Source organism: Streptomyces sp. NBC_01537, from assembly GCF_045040445.1.
Lineage (GTDB): Bacteria > Actinomycetota > Actinomycetes > Streptomycetales > Streptomycetaceae > Actinacidiphila.
Window position 1 is genome coordinate 4,016,078 of record NZ_CP109392.1, and the last position, 24,201, is coordinate 4,040,278.

Below are 24,201 nucleotides of genomic sequence, written 5' to 3' on the forward strand. Positions count from 1 at the left end.
TCGCTACCCCTCAGAGCTTCATCAGGCTGGCGTCGTCGACCGAGGCCGAGTGGCGGGAGCGGAAGATCGTCACGATGATCGCGAGCCCCACGACCACCTCTGCGGCGGCGACGACCATCGTGAAGAACGCGATGATCTGGCCGTCCAGATTGCCGTGCAGCCGGGAGAAGGTGACGAACGCCAGGTTGGAGGCGTTCAGCATCAGCTCGACGCACATGAAGACGACGATCGCGTTGCGCCGGATCAGCACCCCGGCCGCGCCGATGGTGAACAACAGCGCCGACAGATACAGATAGTTGACCGGATTCACTTTCCGACCTCCTTACGGCCGAGTCGCTCGGTCGAGCGCTGTTCCAGCTCGGCCAGGCTGTCCAGCGCCTCGCCCGACACGTCCCGCACCTGCCCGCGCGCCCGCAGGGTGTCGCTGACGGTCAGCGCGGACGGCGTGCCGTCCGGCAGCAGGCCGGGGTTGTCCACCGCGTTGTGCCGCGCGTACACACCCGGCGCCGGCAGCGGCGGCACCTGCTTGCCCTCGCGCACCCGCTGCTCGGAGAGCTCGCGCTGCGTGTGGCGGCGCTCGGTGCGCTCCCGGTGGGTGAGGACCATCGCGCCGACGGCCGCCGTGATCAGCAGCGCGCCGGTGATCTCGAAGGCCCATACGTACTTGGTGAAGATCAGCGCCGCCAGGCCCTCGACATTGCCCTTGGCGTTGGCCTCGCCGAGCCCGGCGAAGGAATGCAGCTGGGCGTTGGCGATGCCCGCGATCAGCAGGATCCCGAAGCCGATCCCGCACACGGCGGCCAGCCAGCGCTGCCCCTTCAGCGTCTCCTTCAGCGAGTCGGCGGCGGTGATGCCGACCAGCATCACGACGAAGAGGAAGAGCATCATGATCGCGCCCGTGTAGACCACGATCTGCACGACGCCCAGGAAGTACGCGCCCTGCGCCAGATAGAAGACCGCTAGGACGATCATCGTCCCGGCGAGCGACAGTGCGCTGTGCACCGCCTTCTTCATCAGCACGGTCCCGAGCGCGCCCACCACCGCCACGGTGCCGAGCACCCAGAACTGGAAGGCCTCGCCGGTGGAGGTCGTGTAGGCCGCGAGGTCGCTCATCATGCCTCCACCCCCTCTGACATCGGCTCCTCGCCCTTGGACACCGCGACCTGGCGCACCGTCCCGGGCGCGGCCTCGGTCACCAGGCCCCGGTAGTAGTCGCCTTCGTCCGTCCCGGGGAAGATCGAGTGCGGGCTTTCGACCATGCCTTCCTCCAGCCCCGCGAGCAGCTGCTCCTTGGTGAAGATCAGCGACTCGCGGCTGCTGTCGGCGAGTTCGTACTCGTTCGTCATCGTCAGCGCCCGCGTCGGGCAGGCCTCGATGCACAGCCCGCACAGAATGCAGCGCGCGTAGTTGATCTGGTAGACCCGGCCGTAGCGCTCACCGGGCGAGTAACGCTCCTCGTCCGTGTTGTCCGCGCCCTCGACATAGATCGCGTCCGCCGGGCAGGCCCACGCGCACAGCTCGCAGCCGATGCACTTCTCCAGCCCGTCCGGATGCCGGTTGAGCTGGTGCCGGCCGTGGAAGCGCGGTGCGGTCGGCTTCTTCTCCTCGGGATACTGCTCGGTCAGCCGCTTCTTGAACATGGCCTTGAAGGTCACGCCGAAGCCCGCGACCGGGCCAAGGAACTCAGGCATCGTCGGCCTCCTTTCCGTCACTGTCAGTATTCACTCCACCACTGACAATCAGCTCCCGCTCGAGCCGGGACCGCCTGCGCGGGACCGGCGGCAGCGTCTGGCCGGGCAGCGGCGGCACCGGATACCCGCCCGCCATCGGGTCGAACTCCTGGGGCGGCGCCAGCTTTTCGGCGGCCTTCCGGTCCTTCTCCTCGCGGTCGCGGAAGACGTCGACCACGAGCGAGACCAGCAGGACGAGGACGACGGCCCCGCCGACGTAGAGCACGATCTGCTGGAAGTCGTAGTTCTCGTTGCGCAGCGCCCGCACGGTCGCGACCAGCATCAGCCAGACCATCGAGACCGGGATGAGGACCTTCCAGCCCAGCTTCATCAGCTGGTCGTACCGCACGCGTGGCAGCGTGCCGCGCAGCCAGATGAAGCCGAACAGCAGCAGCTGGACCTTCACCACGAACCACAGCATCGGCCACCAGCCGTGGTTCGCTCCCTCCCAGAACGTGCTGATCGGGTACGGGGCCCGCCAGCCGCCCAGGAAGAGCGTCGTAGCCACCGCCGAGACCGTCACCATGTTCACGTACTCGGCGAGCATGAAGAGCGCGAACTTGATCGACGAGTACTCGGTGTTGAAGCCGCCCACCAGGTCGCCTTCGGACTCCGGCATGTCGAAGGGCGCGCGGTTGGTCTCGCCGACCATCGTCCCGATGTAGATGATGAACGACACCGGGAGAAGGAGGATGTACCAGCGGTCCTGCTGCGAGGCCACGATCTGCGAGGTCGACATCGAGCCGGAGTAGAGGAACACCGATGCGAAGGCCACGCCCATCGCGATCTCGTACGAGATCATCTGCGCGCAGGAGCGCAGACCCCCGAGCAGGGGATAGGTGGAGCCCGACGACCAGCCGGCCAGCACGATGCCGTAGATGCCGATCGAGGCCGTGGCCAGGATGTAGAGGATGCCGATCGGGAGGTCCGTCAGCTGCATCGGCGTCCGGTGACCGAAGATCGACACCTCGTTGTCCGCCGGGCCGAAGGGGATCACGGCGATCGCCATGAAGGCCGGGATCGCCGCGATGATCGGCGCCAGGACGTAGACGACCTTGTCGGCGCGCTTGACGATCAGGTCTTCCTTCAGCATCAGCTTCACGCCGTCGGCGAGCGACTGGAGCATCCCCCAGGGGCCGTGGCGGTTGGGGCCGATGCGCAGCTGCATCCACGCGACGACCTTGCGCTCCCAGACGATCGAGAACAGCACGGTCAGCATCAGGAACGCGAAGCAGAAGACCGCCTTGACGACGACCAGCCACCAGGGGTCGGTGCCGAACATCGACAGGTCCTCGGCGGCGAACTGCGAAAGCGGGCTCGGACTCGGGCTCAGGCTCGGGCTCATCGGGTCACCTCCGCCCCGGCAGCGCTGACTTTGACGACCCTGACGACCTGGCCGGGCACAGCGCCCGTATCGGAGGCCACTCCCCCGCCGACGGAGTTGAGCGGCAGCCACACCACCCGGTCCGGCATCGCCGTCACCGCCAGCGGCAGCGTTACGGACCCGGCCGGGCCGGAGACCTCGACCAGCTGGCCCTCGCTGACACCCGCCTCCGCCGCCGTGGCGGCCGAGAGCCGGGCCACCGCAGGATGCCGGGTGCCGGCGAGCGCCTCGTCCCCGTCCTGCAGGCGCCCCTGGTCCAGCAGAAGCCGGTGGCCCGCCAGGACGGCCTCGCCGCGCGCGGGCTGCGGCAGCGTCGCGGAGGTCTCCAGCGGGGGCGAGGCACGTGGCCCGTCGTACGGGGCGAGCCGCTGAAGCTCGGCACGCGCAGCGCGCACATCCGTAAGCCCCAGGGAGACGTCCATGGCGTCGGCGAGCATCGTCAGCACGCGCGCGTCGGCCATCTGGAGCCGTGTGACGGCCTGCTCCGGCTTGAGGGCGGCCTCGAAGGGCCGGGCGCGGCCTTCCCAGTTCAGGAAGGTCCCGGCCTTCTCCACGACAGCCGCGACCGGGAGGACGACATCGGCCCGGTCGGTCACCTCGCTCGAGCGCTGCTCCAGGCTGACGACGAAGCCGGCCGCGTCCAGGGCCGCGCGGGCGGCCGCAGGGTCGGGGAGGTCGGCGAGTTCGACGCCGCCGACGAGGAGAGCGGCGAGTTCGCCGCCGGCCGCCGCGTCGAGGATCTGGCCGGTGTCGCGGCCGGAGCGCGGCGGAAGGATGCCGACGCCCCAGACCTGGGCGACCTCGTCACGCGCGCGCGGGTCGGTGACCGGCCGGCCGCCGGGCAGCAGCCCGGGCAGGGCGCCCACCTCGACCGCGCCGCGCTCTCCGGCCCGGCGCGGGATCCAGGCGAGCGTGGCGCCGCTGGCCCGGGCGAAGCGGATCGCGGCGGTCAGCGCGCCGGGCACGGAGGCGAGCCGTTCGCCGACCAGGATCACGGATCCGTCCGCCCGCAGTGCCTCGGCGGCGGCGCTGCCGTCGCCTTCCAGCCCGACGCCGCCCGCAAGCGCGTCCAGCCACTCGGTCTCGGTGCCGGGCGCGGCCGACAGCAGCACGCCGCCCGCCTTCTTCAGGCCCCGGGTGGTGAACGGCGCAAGCGCATAGGCCTGCTGGCGGCGCTTGCGGTGCGCCTTGCGCAGGCGGAGGAAGACGCCGGGCGCCTCCTCCTCGGCTTCGAGGCCGACCAGCAGCACGGCCGGTGCCGCCTCCAGCAGCCGGTACGTGACCCCGCTCCCGTCCAGGTCACGTCCGCGCCCGGCGACGGCGGCCGCCAGGAAGTCGGCTTCCTCGGCCGTATGCGTACGGGCCCGGAAATCGACGTCGTTCGTGTCGAGGACGACCCGCGCGAACTTGGCGTAGGCGTAGGCGTCCTCCACCGTCAGCCGCCCGCCGGGCAGCACGCCGGTGCGGCCCCGGGTGAGGCCGCGGGCCGCCGCGGCCAGCGCCTCGGGCCAGCTCGCGGGCTCCAGCTCACCGTTTTCCGCGTTGCGCACGAGCGGGTGGGTGAGCCTTTCCGGCCGCTGCGCATAGCGGAATCCGAAGCGGCCCTTGTCGCAGATCCACTCCTCGTTGACCTCGGGATCGTCCTGCGCGAGCCGCCTCATGACCTTGCCGCGCCGGTGATCCGTACGGGTGGCGCAGCCGCCCGCGCAGTGCTCGCAGACGCTGGGCGAGGAGACGAGGTCGAAGGGCCGCGAGCGGAAACGGTAAGCCGCCGAGGTGAGAGCGCCGACCGGGCAGATCTGGATGGTGTTGCCGGAGAAGTACGACTGGAAGGCGTCGCCCTCACCGATGCCGACCTGTTCCAGGGCGCCGCGTTCCAGCAGCTCGATGAAGGGGTCGCCCGCGATCTGCTGTGAGAAGCGCGTGCAGCGCGCGCACAGCACGCACCGCTCGCGGTCCAGCAGCACCTGCGTGGAGATCGGCATGGGCTTTTCGTACGTGCGCTTGCGGCCCTCGAAGCGGGTGTCGGCCTGCCCGGCGGTCATCGCCTGGTTCTGGAGCGGGCATTCGCCGCCCTTGTCGCAGACGGGGCAGTCCAGCGGGTGGTTGATCAGCAGCAGCTCCATGACGCCGCGCTGCGCCTTCTCGGCGACACCGGACGTGAGCTGTGTCTTCACCACCATCCCGTCCGTGCAGGTGATGGTGCAGGACGCCATCGGCTTGCGCTGGCCCTCGACCTCGACGATGCACTGGCGGCAGGCGCCGACCGGGTCGAGCAGCGGATGGTCGCAGAAGCGCGGGATCTCGATGCCGAGCAGCTCGGCGGCGCGGATCACCAGGGTCCCCTTGGGGACGGAGACCGGGATGCCGTCGATGGTGACGGACACCAGATCCTCCGGCGGCACTGCCGCCGCGCCTCCTCCGGAGGGTGCGTTGGTAGTGACGGTCACGCGTTCACCTCCAGGTGAGACTTGTCGGCCCAGACCGTGGACTTGGCAGGGTCGAAGGGACAGCCGCCGCGCTCGATGTGCTCCTCGTACTCCGCGCGGAAGTACTTCAGGGAGGAGAAGATCGGGCTGGCGGCGCCGTCGCCGAGAGCGCAGAAGGACTTGCCGTTGATGTTGTCGGCGATGTCGTAGAGCTTGTCGAGGTCGGCGAGCGCGCCCTTGCCGGCCTCGATGTCACGGAGCAGCTGGACGAGCCAGTACGTGCCCTCGCGGCAGGGTGTGCACTTGCCGCAGGACTCGTGGGCGTAGAACTCGGTCCAGCGGGTGACGGCCCGCACGACGCAGGTCGTCTCGTCGAAGCACTGCAGCGCCTTGGTGCCGAGCATGGAACCGGCCGCGCCGACGCCCTCGTAGTCCAGCGGGACGTCCAGGTGCTCGTCGGTGAACATCGGGGTCGAGGAGCCGCCCGGGGTCCAGAACTTGAGCCGGTGGCCGGGGCGGATGCCGCCGCTGATGTCGAGCAGCTGGCGCAGGGTGACGCCGAGCGGTGCCTCGTACTGGCCGGGGTTGGCGACGTGGCCGCTGAGCGAGTAGAGCGTGAAGCCCGGGGACTTCTCGCTGCCCATGGAGCGGAACCACTCCTTCCCCTTGACCAGGATCGAGGGGACGGACGCGATGGACTCGACGTTGTTGACGACGGTCGGGCAGGCGTACAGGCCCTCGACCGCCGGGAAGGGCGGCCGCAGACGGGGCTGGCCCCTGCGTCCTTCGAGCGAGTCCAGGAGGGCCGTTTCCTCACCGCAGATGTACGCGCCCGCGCCGGCGTGGACCGTGAGCTCCAGGTCGAAGCCGGAGCCCTGGATGTTCTTGCCGAGGTAGCCGGCCTTGTAGGCCTCGGCGACGGCGAAATGCAGCCTGCGCAGGACGGGTACGGCTTCGCCGCGCAGATAGATGAAGGCGTGGTTGGAGCGGATCGCGTGGCAGGCGATCACGATGCCCTCGATGAGCGAGTGCGGGTTGGCGAACAGGAGCGGGATGTCCTTGCAGGTGCCCGGCTCGGATTCGTCGGCGTTGACGACCAGGTAGTGCGGCTTGCCGTCACCCTGCGGGATGAACTGCCACTTCATGCCGGTCGGGAAGCCCGCGCCGCCGCGGCCGCGCAGTCCGGAGTCCTTCACGAAGGCGATGACGTCGTCCGGGGCCATGGAAAGCGCCTTGCGCAGGCCCTCGTAACCCTCGTGGCGGCGATACGTGTTCAGGGTCCAGGACTGCGGGTCGTCCCAGAACGCCGAAAGGACTGGCGAGAGCATTTTCTCTGCCGAGTCGACCATGGTCACTTGTCCCCCTCCGCTTGCCGGTCCTGCGGCTCGTGCGGCGTCTGCGGCTCGTGCCGTGGCGGTACGACGCGGGGCGCGGCCTCGCCTCGCGCCAGGCGCAGCCCGGCGAGCGAGGCCGGGCCGGCGCCGCCGGAGGCTTCGACCGCGCCGGGGCGCTCGTCGGGGAACCCTGCGAGGATCCTGGACGTCTCCTTGTATGTGCACAGTGGAGCGCCCCGGGTCGGTTCGACGGTGCGGCCTGCCCGGATGTCGTCGACGAGCCGCTTGGCGGAGGCGGGGGTCTGGTTGTCGAAGAACTCCCAGTTGACCATCACCACCGGCGCGAAGTCGCAGGCCGCGTTGCACTCGATGTGCTCCAGCGTGACCTTGCCGTCGTCCGTGGTGCCGCCGTTGCCGACGCCGAGGTGTTCCTTGAGCTCGTCGAAGATCTGATCGCCGCCCATGACCGCGCAGAGCGTGTTGGTGCAGACCCCGACCTGGTATTCGCCGCTGGGTCCGCGGCGGTACATGGTGTAGAAGGTCGACACCGCCGTGACCTCGGCCGTCGTCAGGTCGAGCAGCTCGGCGCAGAAGCGGACGCCGGTGCGCGTGACGTGCCCCTCCTCGGCCTGGACGAGGTGGAGCAGGGGCAGCAGGGCGCTTCGGCTGCTCGGGTAGCGCGCGATGATCTCGCGGGCGTCGGCTTCGAGCCGCTGCCGTACGTCGGCCGGATAGTCCGGCGCGGGCATCTGTGGGATGCCAAGACTTACGTCTGTCACCGGTCGACGCCTCCCATCACAGGGTCGATGGACGCCACCGCGACGATGACGTCGGCGACCTGGCCGCCTTCGCACATCGCCGCCATGGACTGCAGATTGCTGAACGACGGATCGCGGAAGTGCACCCGGAAGGGCCTGGTCCCGCCGTCGCTGACCGCGTGGACGCCGAGCTCGCCCTTCGACGACTCCACGGCCACGTACGCCTGTCCGGCCGGCACCCGGAAGCCCTCGGTCACCAGCTTGAAGTGGTGGATCAGGGCCTCCATGGAGGTGCCCATGATCTTCTTGATGTGGTCCAGCGAGTTGCCGAGTCCGTCCGGACCGAGCGCGAGCTGCGCGGGCCAGGCGATCTTCTTGTCGGCGACCATGACCGCGCCGGGCTGCAGCCGGTCCAGGCACTGCTCGACGATGTCGAGGCTCTGCCGCATCTCCTCCAGCCGGACCAGGAAGCGGCCGTAGGAGTCGCAGGTGTCGGTGGTCGGCACCTCGAACTCGTAGTTCTCGTAGCCGCAGTACGGCTGCGCCTTGCGCAGGTCGTGCGGCAACCCGGCACTGCGCAGGATGGGTCCGGTGGCGCCGAGCGACATGCAGCCGGCCAGGTCCAGATAGCCCACGTCCTGCATACGGGCCTTGAAGATCGGGTTGCCGGTGGCGAGCTTGTCGTACTCGGGGAGGTTCTTGCGGAACTTCTTCACCAGCTCGCGGATCTGGTCGACGGCGCCGGGCGGGAGGTCCTGCGCGAGGCCGCCGGGCCGGATGTACGCGTGGTTCATGCGCAGGCCGGTGATCAGCTCGAAGGCGTCCAGGATCATCTCGCGGTCCCGGAATCCGTAGATCATGATCGTGGTGGCGCCGAGCTCCATGCCGCCGGTGGCGATGCACACCAGGTGGGAGGAGATGCGGTTCAGCTCCATCAGCATCACGCGGATGACGGAGGCCCGGTCGGGGATCTCGTCGGTGATGCCGAGGAGCTTCTCCACGGCGAGGCAGTACGCCGTCTCGTTGAAGAACGGCGTCAGGTAGTCCATGCGGGTCACGAACGTGGACCCCTGGGTCCAGGTCCGGAACTCCATGTTCTTCTCGATGCCGGTGTGCAGATAGCCGATGCCGCAGCGGGCCTCGGTCACCGTCTCGCCGTCGATTTCGAGGATGAGCCGGAGCACGCCGTGGGTGGAGGGGTGCTGGGGGCCCATGTTGACGACGATGCGCTCGTCGTCGGCCTTGCCGACGGTCTCGGCGAGCTCGTCCCAGTCGCCGCCGGTGACGGTGAAGACCCGGCCCTCGGTGGTCTCCCGCTCTTCGGCCTGGGTGGGTGCGTGAGGAGTGGTCATGAGTACGACCTCCGCTGGTCCGGAGCCGGGATCTGGGCGCCCTTGTACTCGACGGGGATGCCGCCGAGGGGGTAGTCCTTGCGCTGTGGGTGGCCCTGCCAGTCGTCCGGCATCATGATCCGGGTGAGCGCCGGGTGGCCGTCGAAGACAAGGCCGAAGAAGTCGTAGACCTCGCGCTCGTGCCAGTCGTTGGTCGGGTAGACGTCCACGATCGAGGGCACATGCCGATCGGAGTCGGGCGCGGACACCTCCAGCCGGATCAGCCGGTTGTGGGTGATCGAGCGCAGGTGGTAGACGGCGTGCAGCTCGCGGCCCTTGTCCTCCGGGAAGTGGACGGCGCTCACGCCCGTACAGAGCTCGAAGCGCAGGGCCGGGTCGTCGCGCAGCGTGCGGGCCACGCGCGGCAGGTGCTCGCGGGCGATGTGGAAGGTGATCTCGCCGCGGTCCACGACGGTCTTCTCGATCGCGTTGTCCGGGAGGAGGTCCTGCTCCTCCAGGGCACCTTCGAGTTCGTCCGCGACCTCGTCGAACCAGCCTCCGTACGGCCTGCCGGTGGCTCCCGGCAGCCTTACGGTCCGTACCAGGCCGCCGTAGCCGGAGGTGTCGCCGCCGTTGCGGGCGCCGAACATGCCGCGCTGGACGCGGATGGCCTCGCCGGCGTCGTCGCGCTGGGCGGGAACGCTGTCATTGGGCTCGCTCATCGCAGCAGCCCCTTCATCTCGATGGTGGGGAGCGCCTTGAGGGCCGCTTCCTCCGCCTCGCGGGCCGCCTCCTCGCGGTTCACGCCGAGCTTTTCGTGCTGGATCTTCTGGTGGAGCTTGAGAATCGCGTCCATCAGCATCTCGGGCCGGGGCGGACATCCGGGCAAATAGATGTCAACAGGAACAACATGGTCAACTCCCTGCACAATGGCGTAGTTGTTGAACATGCCGCCGGAGGAGGCGCAGACACCCATGGAGATGACCCACTTGGGATTCGGCATCTGGTCGTAGACCTGCCGCAGGACGGGAGCCATCTTCTGGCTGACCCGCCCGGCGACGATCATCAGATCTGCCTGCCGCGGCGAGCCGCGGAAGACCTCCATACCGAAGCGGGCCAGGTCGTAGCGCCCGGCCCCGGTGGTCATCATCTCGATGGCGCAGCAGGCCAGGCCGAAGGTGGCCGGGAAGACCGACGCCTTCCGCACCCAGCCGGCGGCCGTCTCGACGGAGGTCAGCAGGAAACCGCTCGGCAGTTTCTCTTCAATACCCATTGCTGTTTACTCCCGCCCCTTCAGTCCCATTCCAGGCCGCCGCGACGCCAGACATAGGCGTAGGCGACGAAGACGGTGAGCACGAAGAGGAGCATCTCGACGAGCCCGAAGATCCCCAGGGAGTCGAAGGTGACGGCCCAGGGATAGAGGAAGACGATCTCGATGTCGAAGACGATGAAGAGCATCGCCGTGAGGTAGTACTTGATCGGGAAGCGGCCTCCGCCGGCCGGATGCGGAGTGGGCTCGATGCCGCACTCATACGCCTCAAGTTTGGCCCGGTTGTACCGTTTTGGGCCGATGAGCGAGGCCATGACCACGGAGAAGATCGCGAAGCCGGCCGCGAGGCCGCCCAACACGAGAATGGGCGCGTAGGCGTTCACCGTCCCCGCTCCTTCCAGTCGACGATGACTGATGACGGACCGTGCCCGGATGTGCGAACCGCGTCACGAAGATCGCTTTCATGTGAGGCAGTTCACAAGCCCGGACCGCCTGCATCCTACGTCTCCCGGTCTGTGATCTGCGACACGGGGTTCACTCTGGTCTTTGTGATCTACGCCACCCGGCGAACGATCATGAGGTCGGATGAGCGGTGAAGTTCTCACTGATGACACTCAAATGATCACCGGAAGTTACTTTTCTTCGCGTCACAGCTGGTCGGAGCGGTTGTTGCATTATCAAGAACCCTGCACCAGCGCCAAATTGGAGCTGGACGGAGCGACGTGATAGCGCTTCGCCACCCGCGCGGGTGAGTTGGCAAACCCCTTGCTGACGAGTCGCGACGCTCGCGAACGCGCGCACGAGCAAATGGACTTGATGTCGCGTTTGCCGCTTATAAGAATGATCAAAAACGGATGATAGCGGTGCGGGGCCGCCAACTGTGTCAGATCGCACTTTTGTTGAGCCGAACCGGTGAAGCCTGATACCCAGGACACCATGTCCCTTACGACGTCCCCTGCGGACCCCACCGATTCGCATATACGCCGCCGGCGACACGCCACGCAGAGCAACCCCAACTGGGCGCGCCGCGCAGGGATCGCCGGCGGTGTCATTGGCACGATCGCACTGACCGGAATGTCAGCTCCGGCGAACGCTGACACCGCGGCCGCCGACCCGACCGCCACCGGGAGCATCCCGGTCGTCCCGCTGTCCACGGCCACCACCGCCGAGCAGGCCGTCGACGCGCTGGACCAGACCGCGCTCGACTTCCAGGTCGACGCCGAGAAGGACGCCGCGTACGACGCGGCCATCAAGCAGGCCGAGAAGGCCCGTCTCCAGGCCGACCGCAGGGCCGCCGCCCAGAAGGCCGCCGACAAGGCCCGTGAGACCGCTGCCGCCGCCTCCCGCTCCTCCGAGCGCACCTCTCTCTCCTCCTCGACGGCCAGCGGCAGCATCGCCACGGTCATCAGCTTCCTCAAGTCCCAGGTCGGCAAGCCCTACGTCTACGGCGCAAACGGCCCGTACGCCTACGACTGCTCCAGCCTGACCAAGGCCGCCTTCGCCACCATCGGCGTGGACCTCCCGCGCACCGCCGCCCAGCAGTCCACCGTCGGCACCGCCGTCTCCGTCTCCGACGTCCAGGTCGGCGACCTGCTGTTCTGGGGCGGGCGCGGATCCGCCTACCACGTGGCCGTCTACGTCGGTAACGGCGAATACTTGGACGCCGCCAACCCGAGCAAGGGCGTGGTGATCCAGAAAATGGCCTATTACATGCCGACCTCCGCGGTACGCGTCGCCTGAGCCGCGCAAAGCGCGCACGGTGTAACGGGTGCGGACCCGGGGCAGGTGCGTGATGCTGTAGAAGAGCCACCGTCGGGAGGCGCTGATGCACATCACGGACCTGACCTCGGGCACACTCACCGCTCTGCGGAAACGCCGGCCCTATCCCGCCGTCACCGTGGCCCTGCCGGCGCACCGCCGCCAACCGCTGAACGCGGAGGACCCGGTGCGGCTGCGCAACCTGATCAGTGAGGCCAAGCACCGCCTCGAAGCCGATCCGGCCGTGACCCGGGAGGCCCGGATCAAGGTCAGCGGGCAGCTCGACCGCGCTGTCGCCGATGTGGATCTACGCCACACCCTGGACGGGCTGGCCATCTTCGCCGCACACGACGAGCACCAGGTCTGGGACCTGCCGCGCCCGGTCCCCGAGCGCGTCGTCCTTAGCGACACCTACGAGACCCGCAACCTGGTCGCCGCCCGCGAGCAGGCCCGCCCCTATTGGGTGCTCACGGTGTCGCTGGACCGTACGGCCCTGTGGAGCGGCAGCGACGACACGGTGGAAGCCACCCAGGACAACGGATTCCCGCTCCAGCCCGACCGCACCCAGCCCGACGCCGAACGTCAGGAGCGGGTCGGTGACCGCTTCGACCCGCTGCGGGGCGAGGAGGCCCGGCGCTTCTTCCGCCAGGTCGACGCCGCCCTACAGGCGCTGCTCGCCGCTGATCCCCGGCCGTTCTACCTGGTCGGGCAGGCGCACGAGCTCAGCCTCCTGGAGGAGGTCGGCACGACGGCCAAGACCGCGGCCGGCCGCGTCACCACCGGCGGGCTGACCAACGGGCCGGCTCACGCCGTCGCCCAGGAACTGCAGCCGATGCTCGCCGCGGAGGCACGCCACGAGATCGACCGGGTCACCCAGCGGATCGAGGACGCCCAGGGCCGCAGGGTCTTCGCCGCCGGCCTCGACGAGGCCTGGCAGACCGTACGGGAAGGCCGCATCGACCTGCTCGCGGTCGAGGAGGGCTTCCAGCGGACCGTCTGTGTCACCGACAGCCACCTCATCCCGGCCGAGTCCGAGGCCGCCGTCGGGCTCGCCACCCGCGAGGACATTGTCGACGAGATCATCGAGGCCACCCTGGACACCGGCGGCGAGGTCGTGTTCCTCCCCGACGGCACGCTCTCCGCGCACGATCAGATCGCGGCGGTACTGCGCTTCTGATCCGGTCCCCCAGGACCGTTGGGCTCGTCCCCGGGCGCATGGGCCCGCTGTATCCGGTCGGCGGCCCAGCGGGCCCATTCCTCTCTCATCGCGTTGAGCCGCAGCCCGTACTCCAGAGCGATCCGGCCGTTGACCGCGATCGGGTCGTGGTCCCAGTCCACCGCGGCCTCGACCTCTTTGAGCGCGCCGTACTGAGCCGTCGCGCGCGCCGCCTCGCTCTCCAGGAAGGTCAGTGCTTCCAGCGGGGTGAGGACATTGAGGAAGAACACGCGAAGCAGCATGTCGTTGCGGGTGACCCGGGTTGGCTTGGTCTCTGTCAGCCAGTACCGCAGCTCGGCCTGGCCGGCTTCGGTCAGCGCGTACTCCTTGCGGCCGCGCGGGCCCTCGGCGGCGACGTCGAGGAGACCGGCGTCCGTCAGCTTGCCCAACTCGCCGTAGACCTGGCTCTGCGTGGCGGGCCAGACATTCCCGAGCGAGGTCTCGAAGATCTTCATCAGGTCATACCCGCTGGCCTGACGGTCCGCGAGCAGTCCCAGCAATGCGTGTCGGAGGCTCATGCACATCACTTTACCTTCCACTCTTGACATGTCAATAGAGGACCTTCTACTTTTGACACGTCAGAGCAGGAACATCGATCAGGAATCTGGTGGGGGACCTCATGAACTACCTGCGCGGCTTCACCCCGTGGATCGCATTCGCCGTCGTGTCCACGATCGGCTGGCAGTGGGCAGCCCTCACCGGGCTCGCGGTCTCCGCATGGCTTCTGGCGAACCATCGCAGGGCGGGGGTCGCCGCCGACGCGCTGATACTCGACGGCAGCACCGCGCTGTACTTCGCGGCTGTCACCGCGGTGGCCTTCACCTTCCCCGACAGCGGCCTGCGGCACTACTCCGGCGGTCTCTCACTGGCCTGGCTGGCCGTCACCGCTTGGGCCACCCTGGCGGTCGGACGGCCCTTCACCACCGGCATAGCCCGTCAGCAGGCGCCGCGCGAGATCTGGCACAACCCTGTCTTCCTCCGCGTCAACAGGGTGCTCACCGCCTTCTGGGCCGCCGCCTTCACCCTGACCGCCGCCGCCGACGCCGCTGTGACAGCCGCTCACCTCGGCACCGGCGCCAACATCGCCGTCCAGGCAGCCGGCTTCGCGATACCCGCCGTCTTCACCGCCCGTTACCCGGACCGCGTCCGGCGGAGGCTGGCCCCGGCGGCTGAACAGGCTTAGGGGCTGCCCGGCCCCCGGGCACTACGCCTTGGGGGCCACCTTGGACAGGCCGTTGATGACCCGGTCCATCGCGTCGCCGCCGGTCGGGTCGGTGAGGTTGGCCAGCAGCTTGAGGGTGAACTTCATCAGCATGGGGTGGGTGAGGCCCCGCTGAGTGGCGAGCTTCATGATCTTCGGGTTGCCGATCATCTTCACGAAAGCCCGGCCGAGCGTGTAGTAGCCGCCGTAGGTGTCCTTGAGGATGCGCGGGTAGGCCTGCAGGGCCAGTTCGCGCTGGGCCGGGGTCTGGCGGGCGTGGGCCTGGACGATGACATCGGCGGCGATCTGACCGGATTCCATCGCATAGGCGATGCCCTCGCCGTTGAAGGGGTTGACGAGGCCGCCCGCATCGCCGACCAGCAGCAGGCCCTTGGTGTAGTGGGGCTGACGGTTGAAGGCCATGGGAAGGGCCGCGCCGCGAATGGGGCCGATCTGGTTCTCGTCGGTGTAGCCCCACTCGGTGGGCATCGAGGCGCACCAGGCCTTGAGCACCTCCCGCCAGTCCAGTTCCTTGAAAGCAGAAGATGAGTTGAGAATGCCGAGGCCGACGTTCGACGTGCCGTCGCCCATTCCGAACACCCAGCCGTAGCCGGGCAGGAGGCGGTCCTGGGGGCCTCGCTTGTCCCACAGCTCCAGCCAGGACTCCAGGTAGTCGTCGTCATGACGGGGGGAGGTGAAGTACGTACGGACCGCGACACCCATCGGGCGGTCCTCACGGCGGTGCAGGCCCATGGCGAGCGACAGCCGGGTGGAGTTGCCGTCGGCGGCGACCACGAGGGGGGCGTGGAAGGTGACGGGGGTCTTCTCCTCGCCGAGCTTCGCCTCGACACCGGTGATCCGGCCGGTGCGCTCGTCACGGATGGGGGCGCCGACATTGCAGCGCTCGTAGAGGCGGGCGCCGGCCTTCTCGGCCTGGCGGGCGAGGACTTCGTCGAAGTCCTCGCGCTTGCGCACAAGGCCGTAGTCCGGGAAGGAGGCCAGCTCGGGCCAGTCCAGCTGCAGGCGCACGCCACCCGCGATGATGCGCAGGCCCTTGTTGCGCAGCCAGCCCGCCTCTTCGGAGATGTCGATGCCCATGCCGACCAGTTGCTTGGTCGCTCGGGGGGTCAGGCCGTCACCGCAGACCTTCTCGCGGGGGAAGGAGGTCTTCTCCAGAAGCAGGACATCCAGTCCCGCCTTCGCCAGGTAGTACGCCGTCGTCGAACCGGCAGGACCGGCCCCGACGACGATCACATCGGCGCTGCGTTCGGAAGCGACGGCTTCGGTCACGGTCGGGATCTCCCGTTTCGTAGGGGCGTAAAGGCATGAGGGCGTGAGGGGGCCGGCTACGGCTTGGTGGCGCGGTGCAGGGCGACGATGCCGCCCGTCAGGTTGCGCCAGGCGACCTTGGACCAGCCTGCCTGCTGGAGCTTCGCGGCCAAGGCGGGCTGGTCGGGCCAGGCACGGATGGATTCGGCGAGGTAGACATACGCGTCCGGGTTGCTGCTGACCGCGGTGGCGACCGGCGGCAGCGCGCGCATGAGGTATTCGGTATAGACAGTCCGGAATGCCTTGACGGTGGGGTGGCTGAATTCGCAGATCACGATCCGGCCGCCGGGCTTGGTGACGCGGAAAAGCTCGCGCAGCGCGGCGTCGGTGTCGTGGACATTGCGCAGCGCGAAGGAGATCGTGACCGCGTCGAAAGCACCGTCCGCGAAGGGCAGCCGGGTCGCGTCCCCGGCGGTCAGCGGGAGGAAGGGGTGGCGCTTCTTGCCCTCGCGCAGCATGCCGAGGGAGAAGTCGCACGGCACGACGTTCGCTCCCGCCTCGGCAAAGGGCAGCGACGAGGTCCCGGTGCCGGCGCCGAGGTCCAGCACCCGCTCCCCCGGGCGTACGTCCAGCGCCTGGGCCACCGCCTTGCGCCAGCGGCGGTCCTGGCCGAGCGACAGCACGTCATTGGTCAGGTCGTAGTTGGCCGCCACGTCGTCGAACATCGCGGCGACTTCGTGCGGCTGCTTGTCCAGGGATGCGCGGGTCACTCGGCCATTGTGCCGTGCGGCTTCGCCGGACCGGGCCGCAGGGTCGTGTCGCCTGTGAATGCTCACGCCACGCACAGGGATACCTGATAATCCATACGACTGATCAGATCATCTTCGGGGGAATCGCATGAGCCGCAATCGCGCTGCAGGTCACCGGCGCCGAAAGCGCACCACGGTCCTGCGGGTGCTGGCCGCGCCGGCCCTCCTCGCGGCCGTGATCTGCGCTGCCGCGCTGGCCCTGGGGCAGGAGGAGGGGGCGGAGGTGGCGAAGCAGGCGGTGGCAACGCCATCGGTGTCCACGTCCCCGGCTGCGGCTTCCGCGTCGCCCTCGGCGCCCCCATTAGCGTCCGCGTCCGAGTCCGCGGCGTCCGCCTCGGCCACCGCGACCGCCCTCACCATCCCCGTGCCGTCGACCGGGCCCGGCACCTTCAGGACGGCCTCGGCGGCGGCCGCCCACGCGGCGACCTCGGGAAAGGGCGCCATCCTCCGGTACAAGGTCCAGGTCGAGAAGGGCATCACCCTGGACGCGGACGACGCCGCCGAGGAGGTCGTCGCGATCCTGGCCGACAAGCGCGGCTGGATCGCCAACGGCAAGAACCGGTTCAAGCTGGTGTCGTCCGGCAAGTTCGACTTCGTGGTGAAGATCGCCACCCCGGGCACCGTGGACAAGCTCTGCGGGGCGGTCGGCCTCAAGACGTACGGCAAGGTCAACTGCCGGGCCGGCGCCTCGGTCGTCGTCAACCTCAGGCGCTGGGTGGACGGCTCGCCGGAGTTCGACGGCACGATCGGCGAGTACCACGCCCTGATCGTCAACCACGAGGTCGGCCACCGGCTCGGCCACGGGCACCTGACCTGCGCGGGCAAGGGCAAGCTCGCCCCAGTGATGATGCAGCAGATCAAGGGGCTCAAGGGCTGCAAGGCCAATGCCTGGCCCTACGACGGGGACGGCCACTACATCAGCGGCCCCAGCGAGTCCTGAGCCCCCGCCATCCCGCTGTCAGGACCGGCGGTGCACCAGTCGCCCGGCCAGCACCGTCGCGACGCACTGCCCAGCGGCGTCGAAGGCCGCCAGGTCCGCCCGGCCGGTTTGCACGAGGGCCGGCGGGCGGGGACTGCCGAGGATGGCGAGGCCGTTGCGGTGGGCGGCGGCGCGGAGTTCGGGATCGGTGACGTGGGCGGCGACCACGGCCGTCGCACCGAGCCGCAGCAGGGCGTGGATCCGCTCACGCGGGCTGGGCGCGTCCGGGACCGGGCCGTCGTGGACGAGACCCGGGCCGATGACGCCGGGCCACTGCCGGACGCGGGCCTGCGCAAACGCCTCCCGCAGCTCGGCCAGCGGGCCGATCGCCACAATCCGGTCGCCGTCCACCGCGACGGCGGCATCATGCAGCGGCGCCACGTCGTCGAGGGTGAGCCGGACGACGGGCGCCGCGTGGAGGGTCAGCATCAGCTCGCGTCGATGAGCTTCAGCTCGGGGTGGGCGGTGCCGCCCTCGATCGCGGTCGAGGACAGGTGGGAGACGACGTGATCGTTGACCGGGTCGTTCGCGGGGTCGTCGTGGACGACGAGGTGCTCGTAGGTCGTGGCGCGCTGGGCGGGGACACGACCGGCCGAGCGGATGAGGTGGATCAGCTCCATGCGGTTGGAGCGGTGCTTGGCGCCGGCCGAGGAGACGACGTTCTCCTCCAGCATCACGGACCCGAGGTCGTCGGCGCCGTAGTGCAGGGACAGCTGGCCGACCTCCTTGCCGGTGGTGAGCCAGGAACCCTGGATGTGGGCGACGTTGTCGAAGAAGAGCCGGGCGATGGCGATGATGCGCAGGTACTCGAAGAGGGTGGCCTGCGTCTGGCCCTTCAGGTGGTTGTTCTCGGGCTGGTAGGTGTACGGGATGAAGGCTCGGAAGCCGCCGGTGCGGTCCTGGACGTCGCGGATCATGCGCAGGTGCTCGATGCGCTCGGCGTTGGTCTCTCCGGTGCCCATGAGCATGGTGGAGGTGGATTCGACGCCCAGCCGGTGGGCGGTCTCCATGATCTCCAGCCAGCGCTCGCCGCTCTCCTTCAGGGGAGCGATCGCCTTGCGGGGGCGCGCCGGGAGCAGTTCGGCGCCGGCGCCCGCGAAGGAGTCCAGGCCTGCGGCGTGGATGCGGGAGATGGCCTCCTCGACCGACACGCCGGAGATGCGGGCCATGTGCTCGACCTCGGAAGCGCCGAGGGAGTGGATGACCAACTGCGGGAAGGCCTGCTTGATGGCCGAGAAGTGCTTCTCGTAGTAGTCGACGCCGAAGTCCGGGTGGTGGCCGCCCTGGAACATGATCTGGGTGCCGCCGAGTTCGACGGTCTCGGCGCAGCGGCGCAGGATGTCGTCCAGGTCGCGGGTCCAGCCCTTGGCGGTGTCCTTGGGGGGCGCGTAGAAGGCGCAGAACTTGCACGCCGTGACGCACACGTTGGTGTAGTTGATGTTCCGCTCGATGATGTACGTCGCGATGTGCTCGGTGCCGGCGTAGCGGCGGCGGCGTACGGTGTCGGCGGCCGAGCCGAGGGCGTGCAGCGGCGCGGAGCGGTAGAGGTCGAGGGCCTCCTCCGGGGTGATGCGGCCGCCGGCGGCTGCGCGGTCGAGTACGGACTGGAGGTCGGCGCTCTCGCTCACCGGGGCTGGTCCCTTCCGGAGGTGGTCTGACGGACTTGGCTCAGCCTACGCCAGGGGGTTGACACAGGGGTCAGCCGCCCGACTTGACGAGGTCGCCTTCGGGTCGGCCGGCGAGGGTGTCGCCGGATTTGTAGTTCAAGGTGCCGTCGGAGTTGAGAGTGAAGCGCTCGTTGGTGGAGCCGTCGGAGCAGATTCCCGGGTGCGGGTTCTTGTTGCCGGTCGAGTCGAGCCTTATCTCGGTGGCGGTGGCCAGGGTGAGCTTCCAGTTGCCGCTGCAGTCGTAGCTGGAGCCCAGGAGATCCGAGATGCTGTGGTCGCGGCCGACGACCGAGCCGACCCGGCCCGCCTTGAGGGTGATGTCCATGCTGCCGGGCGTGCCGTTGACCGTGGTGGTGTCGCCCTTCCAGCGGCCGACGAAGGCGGCGGGGAGAGCCGTGAGGAGGGCGTCGGTCGGGGAAGCAGCGGTCGGCGATGCGGTGGAAGGGGCCGCCGAGGAAGCGGAAGGGGAAGCAGACGTGGAGGATCCCGCGGTGCGGGAAGCGGTGGATTGGGCCGTCTGGTCCTGCTCCTCGCCGCCGTGGTCCGGCAGCAGCCGGACCAGGAGTACGGCCGCCACCGCGACGGCGAGCACGATGAGGCCGGTCACCAGCGGCATCCTCCTGCCGGCCCGCGCCGGGGTCTGCGGCGACGGGGGCAGCGGCGGTGACAGTGGCGACGGCACGGACATCGGCACGTAGTCGCTGGGAGCGGGCCCGAAGCCGGGCGGGGGCGCGTCGTGCTGAGGCGCAGCGGCATCCAGGTTGAGGAGCTCGACCGCTCGGGCGGCCAGCTGGCCGGTCAGCGGGGCGGGCAGCCAGCCCTGCTGGACGAGGGCCGCGACTCCGGCGGGGGCGAGCCGGCGGGCTATCTCGGAGGGGGCGGGGCGGGCGGCCGGGTCCTTGGCGAGGCAGGCCTCGGCCAGCTCGCGCAGGGCGGCGGGCATACCGTCGAGCTCGGGTTCCTCGTGGGCGACCTTGTAGAGGAGCACGGCGGCACTGTCGCCCTGGAAGGGCCCGCGTCCGGTGGCGGCGTACGCGAGGACGGCGCCGAGGGCGAAGACGTCGGAGGGCGGGCCGATCGGGCGGGCGAGGACCTGCTCGGGCGACATGTAGCCGGGCGAGCCGACCACGACCCCGGTGCTGGTGGCGTTCGCGGTGGTGGCGTCCATGGCGCGGGCGATGCCGAAGTCGATGAGCCGGGGGCCGTCCAGGGCCAGGAGCACATTCGCCGGCTTGACGTCGCGGTGGATCAGCCCGAGGCCGTGCACATGGGCCAGGGTCTCGGCGAGCCCTGCGCCCAGCGCCCGTACCCCGGCCTCCGGCAGCGGGCCGAACTCGGTGACGGCCTCGGAGAGCGGGGGCCCGGCCACGTACCCGGTGGCGACCCAGGGGACCGGTGACTCGGTGTCGGCGTCGAGGACGGGCGCGCTCCAGGCACCGCCGACCCGGCGGGCGGCGTCGACCTCGCGCCGGAATCTGGTGCGGAACTCGGGGTCCTCGGCGAGCTCGGACCGCACCACCTTGACCGCGACAGTCCGCCCGCCCGGGCTGCGGCCGAGGTAGACCCGGCCCATGCCGCCCGCGCCTATGCGGCCCAGCAGCCGGTACGAGCCGATCACCGCCGGGTCGCCGGCCTCCAGAGGTCGCATATCCCTGCCCCCATCTCCGATTCCGCGTGAGGAGACGCTATCCGGCCAGCAGCTCCACCCTCGCCCCGGGCGGGAAACCGACCCGCCGGGCGAATTCCGCGATGCCGGTGAGCTGCTCGGCGCCGAGGGAGAAGTCCAGGGTGGTGAAGTAGCGCTGGAGGGTGTCGGAGTCGAAGGACTCCCAGCGGGCGGCCTGCTCGGAGACCTTGGCGACCTCTTCGAGGGAGAGGTCGCGGGAGGCGAGGAAGGCCTCGTGGACCTGGCGTACGGTCTCGGGCTCGCGGGCGAGGAACTCGCGGCGGACGGCCCAGACGGCGAAGACGAAGGGCAGGCCGGTCCACTCCTTCCACATCAGGCCGAGGTCGTGGACGTCCAGGCCGAGGCGGGGGCCGTCGTGCAGGTAGGCGCGCAGTGCGGCGTCGCCGATGAGGACGCCGGCCTGGGCCTCCTGCATCATCAGGGCGAGGTCGGGCGCGGAGGTGAAGTAGTCGGGGGTGACGCCGTGGCGGTCGGCGAGCAGGAGCTCGGCGAGGCGTACGGAGGTCCGGCTGGTGGAGCCCAGCGCGACGCGGGCGCCGTCGAGCCGGTCGAGGGGGACCTGGCTGACGATGACGCAGGACATGACAGGACCGTCGCAGCCGACGGCGATGTCGGGGAGGGCGACGAGCTCGTCGGAGTGCTTGAGGTATTCCATGAGGGTGACCGGGCCGATGTCCAGGTCGCCGCGGATCAGCTGGGCGCTGAGCTTCTCCGGGGTGTCCTTGGTCAACTCCAGGTCCAGCAGGGCACCCGTCCGGGCGAGTCCCCAATAGAGGGGTACGCAGTTCAGGAACTGGATGTGCCCCACCCGGGGGCGGGTGGGCCGGCCGGCGGTGTCGGACGCAGATTTATCCACATCAGGAGGCTAGTCCGGCGGCTCGCCGATCTTCCGGCGGGGGGTTCGCGACACCGTCTGTCAACCCCTGCGACGGATGATCGTTACCGGTCCGCGACCCTCTCAGAAATCGGATCTTGTTGGTCTTCCCCGTCGCCGATCCTGCGTGCTACCGTCGTCGCAAGTTGCAGTTCGGTTTCCCTTGCAGTACAGAGCCTGCGGAGCATGTGACCCGCAGGCTTTTGTAGTTTTCAGACTTCGCAGTAGCAGGTTCTGGAGCAGGGCAACCCTTTGGCCCAAGGAGGGCTTATGGCTACCGGAACCGTCAAGTGGTTCAACGCTGAAAAGGGCTTCGGCTTCATCGCCCAGGACGGCGGCGGCCCGGATGTCTTCGTCCACTACTCCGCGATCAACGCCTCTGGTTTCCGCTCCCTTGAGGAGAACCAGCAGGTGAACTTCGACGTCACCCAGGGTCCGAAGGGCCCGCAGGCGGAGAACGTGACCCCGGTCTGATCGCGGTCTGGGAGTAACACCCAAGGAGCCCCCGCACCACCTGCTTGTCAGGCGGTGCGGGGGCTCCTGACTCGTTTGCGTCGCGTTCCCTCTCGTTCCCTCTCGTTACGTCTCGTTTTACGCGTAAAGGGCTTCGATCTCCTTGGCGAAATCGGCGGTCACAGCGCCCCGCTTCAGCTTCATCGACGGGGTGAGGTGCCCGGAGTCCTCGGTGAACTGGACCGGGAGCACCGTGAAGCGGCGAATGGACTCGGCCCGGGAGACGGTGGAGTTCGCGTCGTCCACGGCGCGCTGGATGTCGGCCAGCAGTTCGGGGTCGTCGAGCCTGCCGGTCCCGGTCCTGCGGTGCATGCGCTGCCAGTGGTCGAGCCCGTCGGGGTCCAGGGTGACCAGGGCGGTGACATAGGAGCGGCCCTCGCCGACGACCATGCACTGGCCGACCAGGGGGTGGGCGCGCAGGCGGTCCTCCAGGGGGGCGGGGGCGACGTTCTTGCCGCCCGCAGTGATGATGAGCTCCTTCTTGCGGCCGGTGATGGTGAGGTAGCCGTCCGCGTCCAGTTCGCCGATGTCGCCGGTGGGGAGCCAGCCGCGCCGGAGGACGGGCTCGGCGCCGACGGTGGCGTTCCAGTAGCCGCTGAAGACCTGGCCGCCGCTGAGCAGCACCTCGCCGTCCTCGGCGATCCGCACCGCCGTGCCGGGCAGCGGCCAGCCGACGGTGCCGAGGCGGGGGGCCAGGGGCGGGGTGACGGTGGCGGCGGCGGTGGTCTCGGTGAGGCCGTAGCCCTCGAAGATCTCGATGCCGGCGCCCGCGTAGAAGGCGGCGAGGCGGTGGCCGAGCGGTGAGCCGCCGCAGATGACGTAGCGGACCCTGCCGCCGAGGGCGGCCCGGATGCGGCGGTAGACCAGCGGGTCGTAGAGCTTGTGGGCGGCCTTGAGCTTCAGGGACGGGGTCCGGCCCTCGGCCAGGGCCTCGCCATAGGCCCGGGCGATGCGGGCGGCGCGGTCGAAGGAGGCGGCGCGGCCCATCTTCTCGGCGGTGGCGCGGCCGGTGTTGAAGACCTTCTCCAGGACGTACGGGATGGCCAGCAGGAAGGTCGGCCGGAAGCCGTCGAGGTCGGCGAGCAGGTCGTCGGTGGCGATGCTGGGGGCGTGGCCGAGGCGGACGCGGGCGCGCAGGCAGCCGATGGCGACCATGCGGCCGAATACATGGGAGAGGGGAAGGAAGAGGAGGGTGGCGGCGGGTTCGGCGGACTGCGCCTTGAAGACCGGGTGCAGGAGCTCGATCGCGTTGTCGACCTCGGCGAAGAAGTTGGCGTGGGTGATGACGCAGCCCTTGGGGCGGCCGGTGGTGCCCGAGGTGTAGATGAGGGTCGCCACCGTGTCCGGTCCGAGCATGCTGCGGCGGGCCAGGATCTCGTCGTCGGCGATCTCCCGGCCGGTGGCGAAGAGCTGGCCGACGGCGCCCGCGTCGATCTGCCAGAGGTGCCGCAGCCGCGGGAGCTGCGGGCGTATGCCGCTGATCAGCCGGGTCTGCTCGACGGTCTCCACGGCGCAGGCCGCCGCACCGGAGTCGGCGAGGATCCAGGCGGCCTGGGAGGCGGAGGAGGTGGGGTAGATCGGGACCGTGATCAAGCCGGCCGCCCAGGCGGCGAAGTCCAGCAGGGTCCACTCGTAGGTCGTACGCGCCATGATCGCGAACCGGTCGCCGGGGCGCAGGCCCGCTGCCACCAGGCCCTTCGCCACCGCCTGTACCTCGTCCCGGAACGCCTCGGCGGTGATGTCCCGCCAGTGACCCTGGTCGTCCTTGCGGCTGAGGACCGGGTCGGCGGGGGCCTCGGCGGCGTTGCCGTAGGGGATGTCGGCGAGGCTGCCGTGGGTGACGGGCGGTACGAGCGCGGGGACGGTGACCTGGACGACCCGGCCGTCGCGCACCAGCTTCTCGGGCTCGGCGAGGGCGGGCGGGGCGGCCTGGGCGGCGGGACTGGCTGACATGGCGGCTCCGTGTTTCCGATCCGTGTTTTCCGTGGTCAG

Annotated in this window: 24 protein-coding genes; 5 read left to right on the forward strand and 19 right to left on the reverse strand. The window is 69.5% G+C overall.

The genetic code is table 11. From position 1 onward, the window contains the following. Positions 1 to 10: 10 nt before the first annotated feature. The 11 genes from nuoK to OG607_RS18445 are packed head-to-tail and all read right to left on the reverse strand — an operon-like array spanning position 11 to position 10,619. Positions 11 to 310 (reverse strand): NADH-quinone oxidoreductase subunit NuoK, encoded by a 300-nt coding sequence (gene nuoK / locus OG607_RS18395; RefSeq protein WP_405724288.1) that lies wholly within the window; start codon positions 308 to 310, stop codon positions 11 to 13. Then, positions 307 to 1,116, reverse strand: a complete 810-nt coding sequence (locus tag OG607_RS18400) for an NADH-quinone oxidoreductase subunit J (RefSeq protein ID WP_405724290.1) — start codon at positions 1,114 to 1,116, stop codon at positions 307 to 309. Before OG607_RS18400 ends, nuoK begins: the two co-directional genes overlap by 4 nt. Next, on the reverse strand, positions 1,113 to 1,691 hold the full coding sequence (gene nuoI, locus OG607_RS18405) for an NADH-quinone oxidoreductase subunit NuoI (RefSeq protein ID WP_405724292.1): 579 nt from the start codon (positions 1,689 to 1,691) through the stop codon (positions 1,113 to 1,115). Before nuoI ends, OG607_RS18400 begins: the two co-directional genes overlap by 4 nt. Next, positions 1,684 to 3,075 (reverse strand): NADH-quinone oxidoreductase subunit NuoH, encoded by a 1,392-nt coding sequence (gene nuoH / locus OG607_RS18410; RefSeq protein ID WP_405724294.1) that lies wholly within the window; start codon positions 3,073 to 3,075, stop codon positions 1,684 to 1,686. Before nuoH ends, nuoI begins: the two co-directional genes overlap by 8 nt. After that, entirely contained in the window at positions 3,072 to 5,564 is a 2,493-nt protein-coding gene (locus OG607_RS18415; RefSeq protein ID WP_405724296.1) for an NADH-quinone oxidoreductase subunit G, read from the reverse strand. Before OG607_RS18415 ends, nuoH begins: the two co-directional genes overlap by 4 nt. After that, on the reverse strand, positions 5,561 to 6,892 hold the full coding sequence (gene nuoF / locus OG607_RS18420) for an NADH-quinone oxidoreductase subunit NuoF (RefSeq protein ID WP_405724298.1): 1,332 nt from the start codon (positions 6,890 to 6,892) through the stop codon (positions 5,561 to 5,563). The genes OG607_RS18415 and nuoF overlap by 4 nt, the downstream gene beginning before the upstream one ends. A 2-nt stretch (positions 6,893 to 6,894) precedes the next feature. After that, positions 6,895 to 7,626 (reverse strand): NADH-quinone oxidoreductase subunit NuoE, encoded by a 732-nt coding sequence (gene nuoE, locus OG607_RS18425; RefSeq protein WP_405724300.1) that lies wholly within the window; start codon positions 7,624 to 7,626, stop codon positions 6,895 to 6,897. 26 nt (positions 7,627 to 7,652) lie between these two features. Next, positions 7,653 to 8,987, reverse strand: coding sequence for an NADH-quinone oxidoreductase subunit D (locus OG607_RS18430; protein ID WP_405724302.1), 1,335 nt, complete (start codon positions 8,985 to 8,987; stop codon positions 7,653 to 7,655). Beyond that, positions 8,984 to 9,688, reverse strand: a complete 705-nt coding sequence (locus OG607_RS18435) for an NADH-quinone oxidoreductase subunit C (protein WP_405724304.1) — start codon at positions 9,686 to 9,688, stop codon at positions 8,984 to 8,986. Before OG607_RS18435 ends, OG607_RS18430 begins: the two co-directional genes overlap by 4 nt. Continuing rightward, complete coding sequence (locus OG607_RS18440; protein WP_329313854.1) at positions 9,685 to 10,239, reverse strand: NADH-quinone oxidoreductase subunit B family protein; 555 nt, start codon at positions 10,237 to 10,239, stop codon at positions 9,685 to 9,687. The genes OG607_RS18435 and OG607_RS18440 overlap by 4 nt, the downstream gene beginning before the upstream one ends. Before the next feature lie 20 nt (positions 10,240 to 10,259). After that, entirely contained in the window at positions 10,260 to 10,619 is a 360-nt protein-coding gene (locus tag OG607_RS18445) for an NADH-quinone oxidoreductase subunit A (protein ID WP_405724306.1), read from the reverse strand. Between the two features lie 691 nt (positions 10,620 to 11,310). On the opposite strand from OG607_RS18445, the gene OG607_RS18450 reads away from it, so the two are divergent. Both OG607_RS18450 and OG607_RS18455 read left to right on the forward strand, forming a co-directional pair. Continuing rightward, the gene (locus tag OG607_RS18450; RefSeq protein WP_405724308.1) at positions 11,311 to 11,976 is read left to right on the forward strand and encodes a C40 family peptidase; all 666 of its coding nucleotides are present in this window, start codon (positions 11,311 to 11,313) and stop codon (positions 11,974 to 11,976) included. 85 nt (positions 11,977 to 12,061) lie between these two features. After that, positions 12,062 to 13,171, forward strand: coding sequence for a chemotaxis protein (locus OG607_RS18455; protein ID WP_405724310.1), 1,110 nt, complete (start codon positions 12,062 to 12,064; stop codon positions 13,169 to 13,171). Here the strand turns inward: OG607_RS18455 and OG607_RS18460 are convergent. Then, on the reverse strand, positions 13,144 to 13,728 hold the full coding sequence (locus OG607_RS18460; protein ID WP_405724312.1) for a PadR family transcriptional regulator: 585 nt from the start codon (positions 13,726 to 13,728) through the stop codon (positions 13,144 to 13,146). The genes OG607_RS18455 and OG607_RS18460 overlap by 28 nt on opposite strands. Before the next feature lie 89 nt (positions 13,729 to 13,817). Here OG607_RS18460 and OG607_RS18465 point away from each other — a divergent pair, with 89 nt between their 5' ends. Continuing rightward, the gene (locus OG607_RS18465) at positions 13,818 to 14,393 is read left to right on the forward strand and encodes a hypothetical protein (RefSeq protein WP_405724314.1); all 576 of its coding nucleotides are present in this window, start codon (positions 13,818 to 13,820) and stop codon (positions 14,391 to 14,393) included. Between the two features lie 21 nt (positions 14,394 to 14,414). Here OG607_RS18465 and OG607_RS18470 read toward each other — a convergent pair whose 3' ends face one another. Together OG607_RS18470 and OG607_RS18475 are read right to left on the reverse strand one after the other, a co-directional pair. Further along, positions 14,415 to 15,701: a geranylgeranyl reductase family protein gene (locus tag OG607_RS18470; protein WP_405724316.1), complete on the reverse strand. Its 1,287-nt coding sequence runs from the start codon at positions 15,699 to 15,701 to the stop codon at positions 14,415 to 14,417. A gap of 56 nt (positions 15,702 to 15,757) precedes the next feature. Next, positions 15,758 to 16,450: a demethylmenaquinone methyltransferase gene (locus tag OG607_RS18475; RefSeq protein ID WP_405724318.1), complete on the reverse strand. Its 693-nt coding sequence runs from the start codon at positions 16,448 to 16,450 to the stop codon at positions 15,758 to 15,760. Between the two features lie 127 nt (positions 16,451 to 16,577). Here OG607_RS18475 and OG607_RS18480 point away from each other — a divergent pair, with 127 nt between their 5' ends. Then, positions 16,578 to 17,429, forward strand: a complete 852-nt coding sequence (locus OG607_RS18480; protein ID WP_405724320.1) for a DUF3152 domain-containing protein — start codon at positions 16,578 to 16,580, stop codon at positions 17,427 to 17,429. A gap of 18 nt (positions 17,430 to 17,447) precedes the next feature. On the opposite strand, the gene OG607_RS18485 is transcribed toward OG607_RS18480, so the two are convergent. From OG607_RS18485 to OG607_RS18500, 4 genes are all read right to left on the reverse strand, one after another. Continuing rightward, positions 17,448 to 17,897, reverse strand: a complete 450-nt coding sequence (locus tag OG607_RS18485) for an imidazolonepropionase-like domain-containing protein (protein WP_405724322.1) — start codon at positions 17,895 to 17,897, stop codon at positions 17,448 to 17,450. Continuing rightward, positions 17,897 to 19,096: a cyclic dehypoxanthinyl futalosine synthase gene (mqnC, locus tag OG607_RS18490; RefSeq protein WP_405724324.1), complete on the reverse strand. Its 1,200-nt coding sequence runs from the start codon at positions 19,094 to 19,096 to the stop codon at positions 17,897 to 17,899. Before mqnC ends, OG607_RS18485 begins: the two co-directional genes overlap by 1 nt. Before the next feature lie 70 nt (positions 19,097 to 19,166). Then, positions 19,167 to 20,783: a serine/threonine-protein kinase gene (locus OG607_RS18495; protein WP_405724326.1), complete on the reverse strand. Its 1,617-nt coding sequence runs from the start codon at positions 20,781 to 20,783 to the stop codon at positions 19,167 to 19,169. A gap of 37 nt (positions 20,784 to 20,820) precedes the next feature. After that, the gene (locus OG607_RS18500; protein WP_405724328.1) at positions 20,821 to 21,678 is read right to left on the reverse strand and encodes a menaquinone biosynthetic enzyme MqnA/MqnD family protein; all 858 of its coding nucleotides are present in this window, start codon (positions 21,676 to 21,678) and stop codon (positions 20,821 to 20,823) included. Between the two features lie 288 nt (positions 21,679 to 21,966). On the opposite strand from OG607_RS18500, the gene OG607_RS18505 reads away from it, so the two are divergent. Next, positions 21,967 to 22,170 carry a cold-shock protein gene (locus tag OG607_RS18505; protein WP_003984261.1) on the forward strand — a complete coding sequence of 68 codons (204 nt, stop codon included), beginning with the start codon at positions 21,967 to 21,969 and terminating at the stop codon, positions 22,168 to 22,170. A gap of 117 nt (positions 22,171 to 22,287) precedes the next feature. On the opposite strand, the gene OG607_RS18510 is transcribed toward OG607_RS18505, so the two are convergent. Continuing rightward, on the reverse strand, positions 22,288 to 24,162 hold the full coding sequence (locus OG607_RS18510) for an AMP-dependent synthetase/ligase (protein ID WP_405724330.1): 1,875 nt from the start codon (positions 24,160 to 24,162) through the stop codon (positions 22,288 to 22,290). Positions 24,163 to 24,201: the final 39 nt, after the last annotated feature.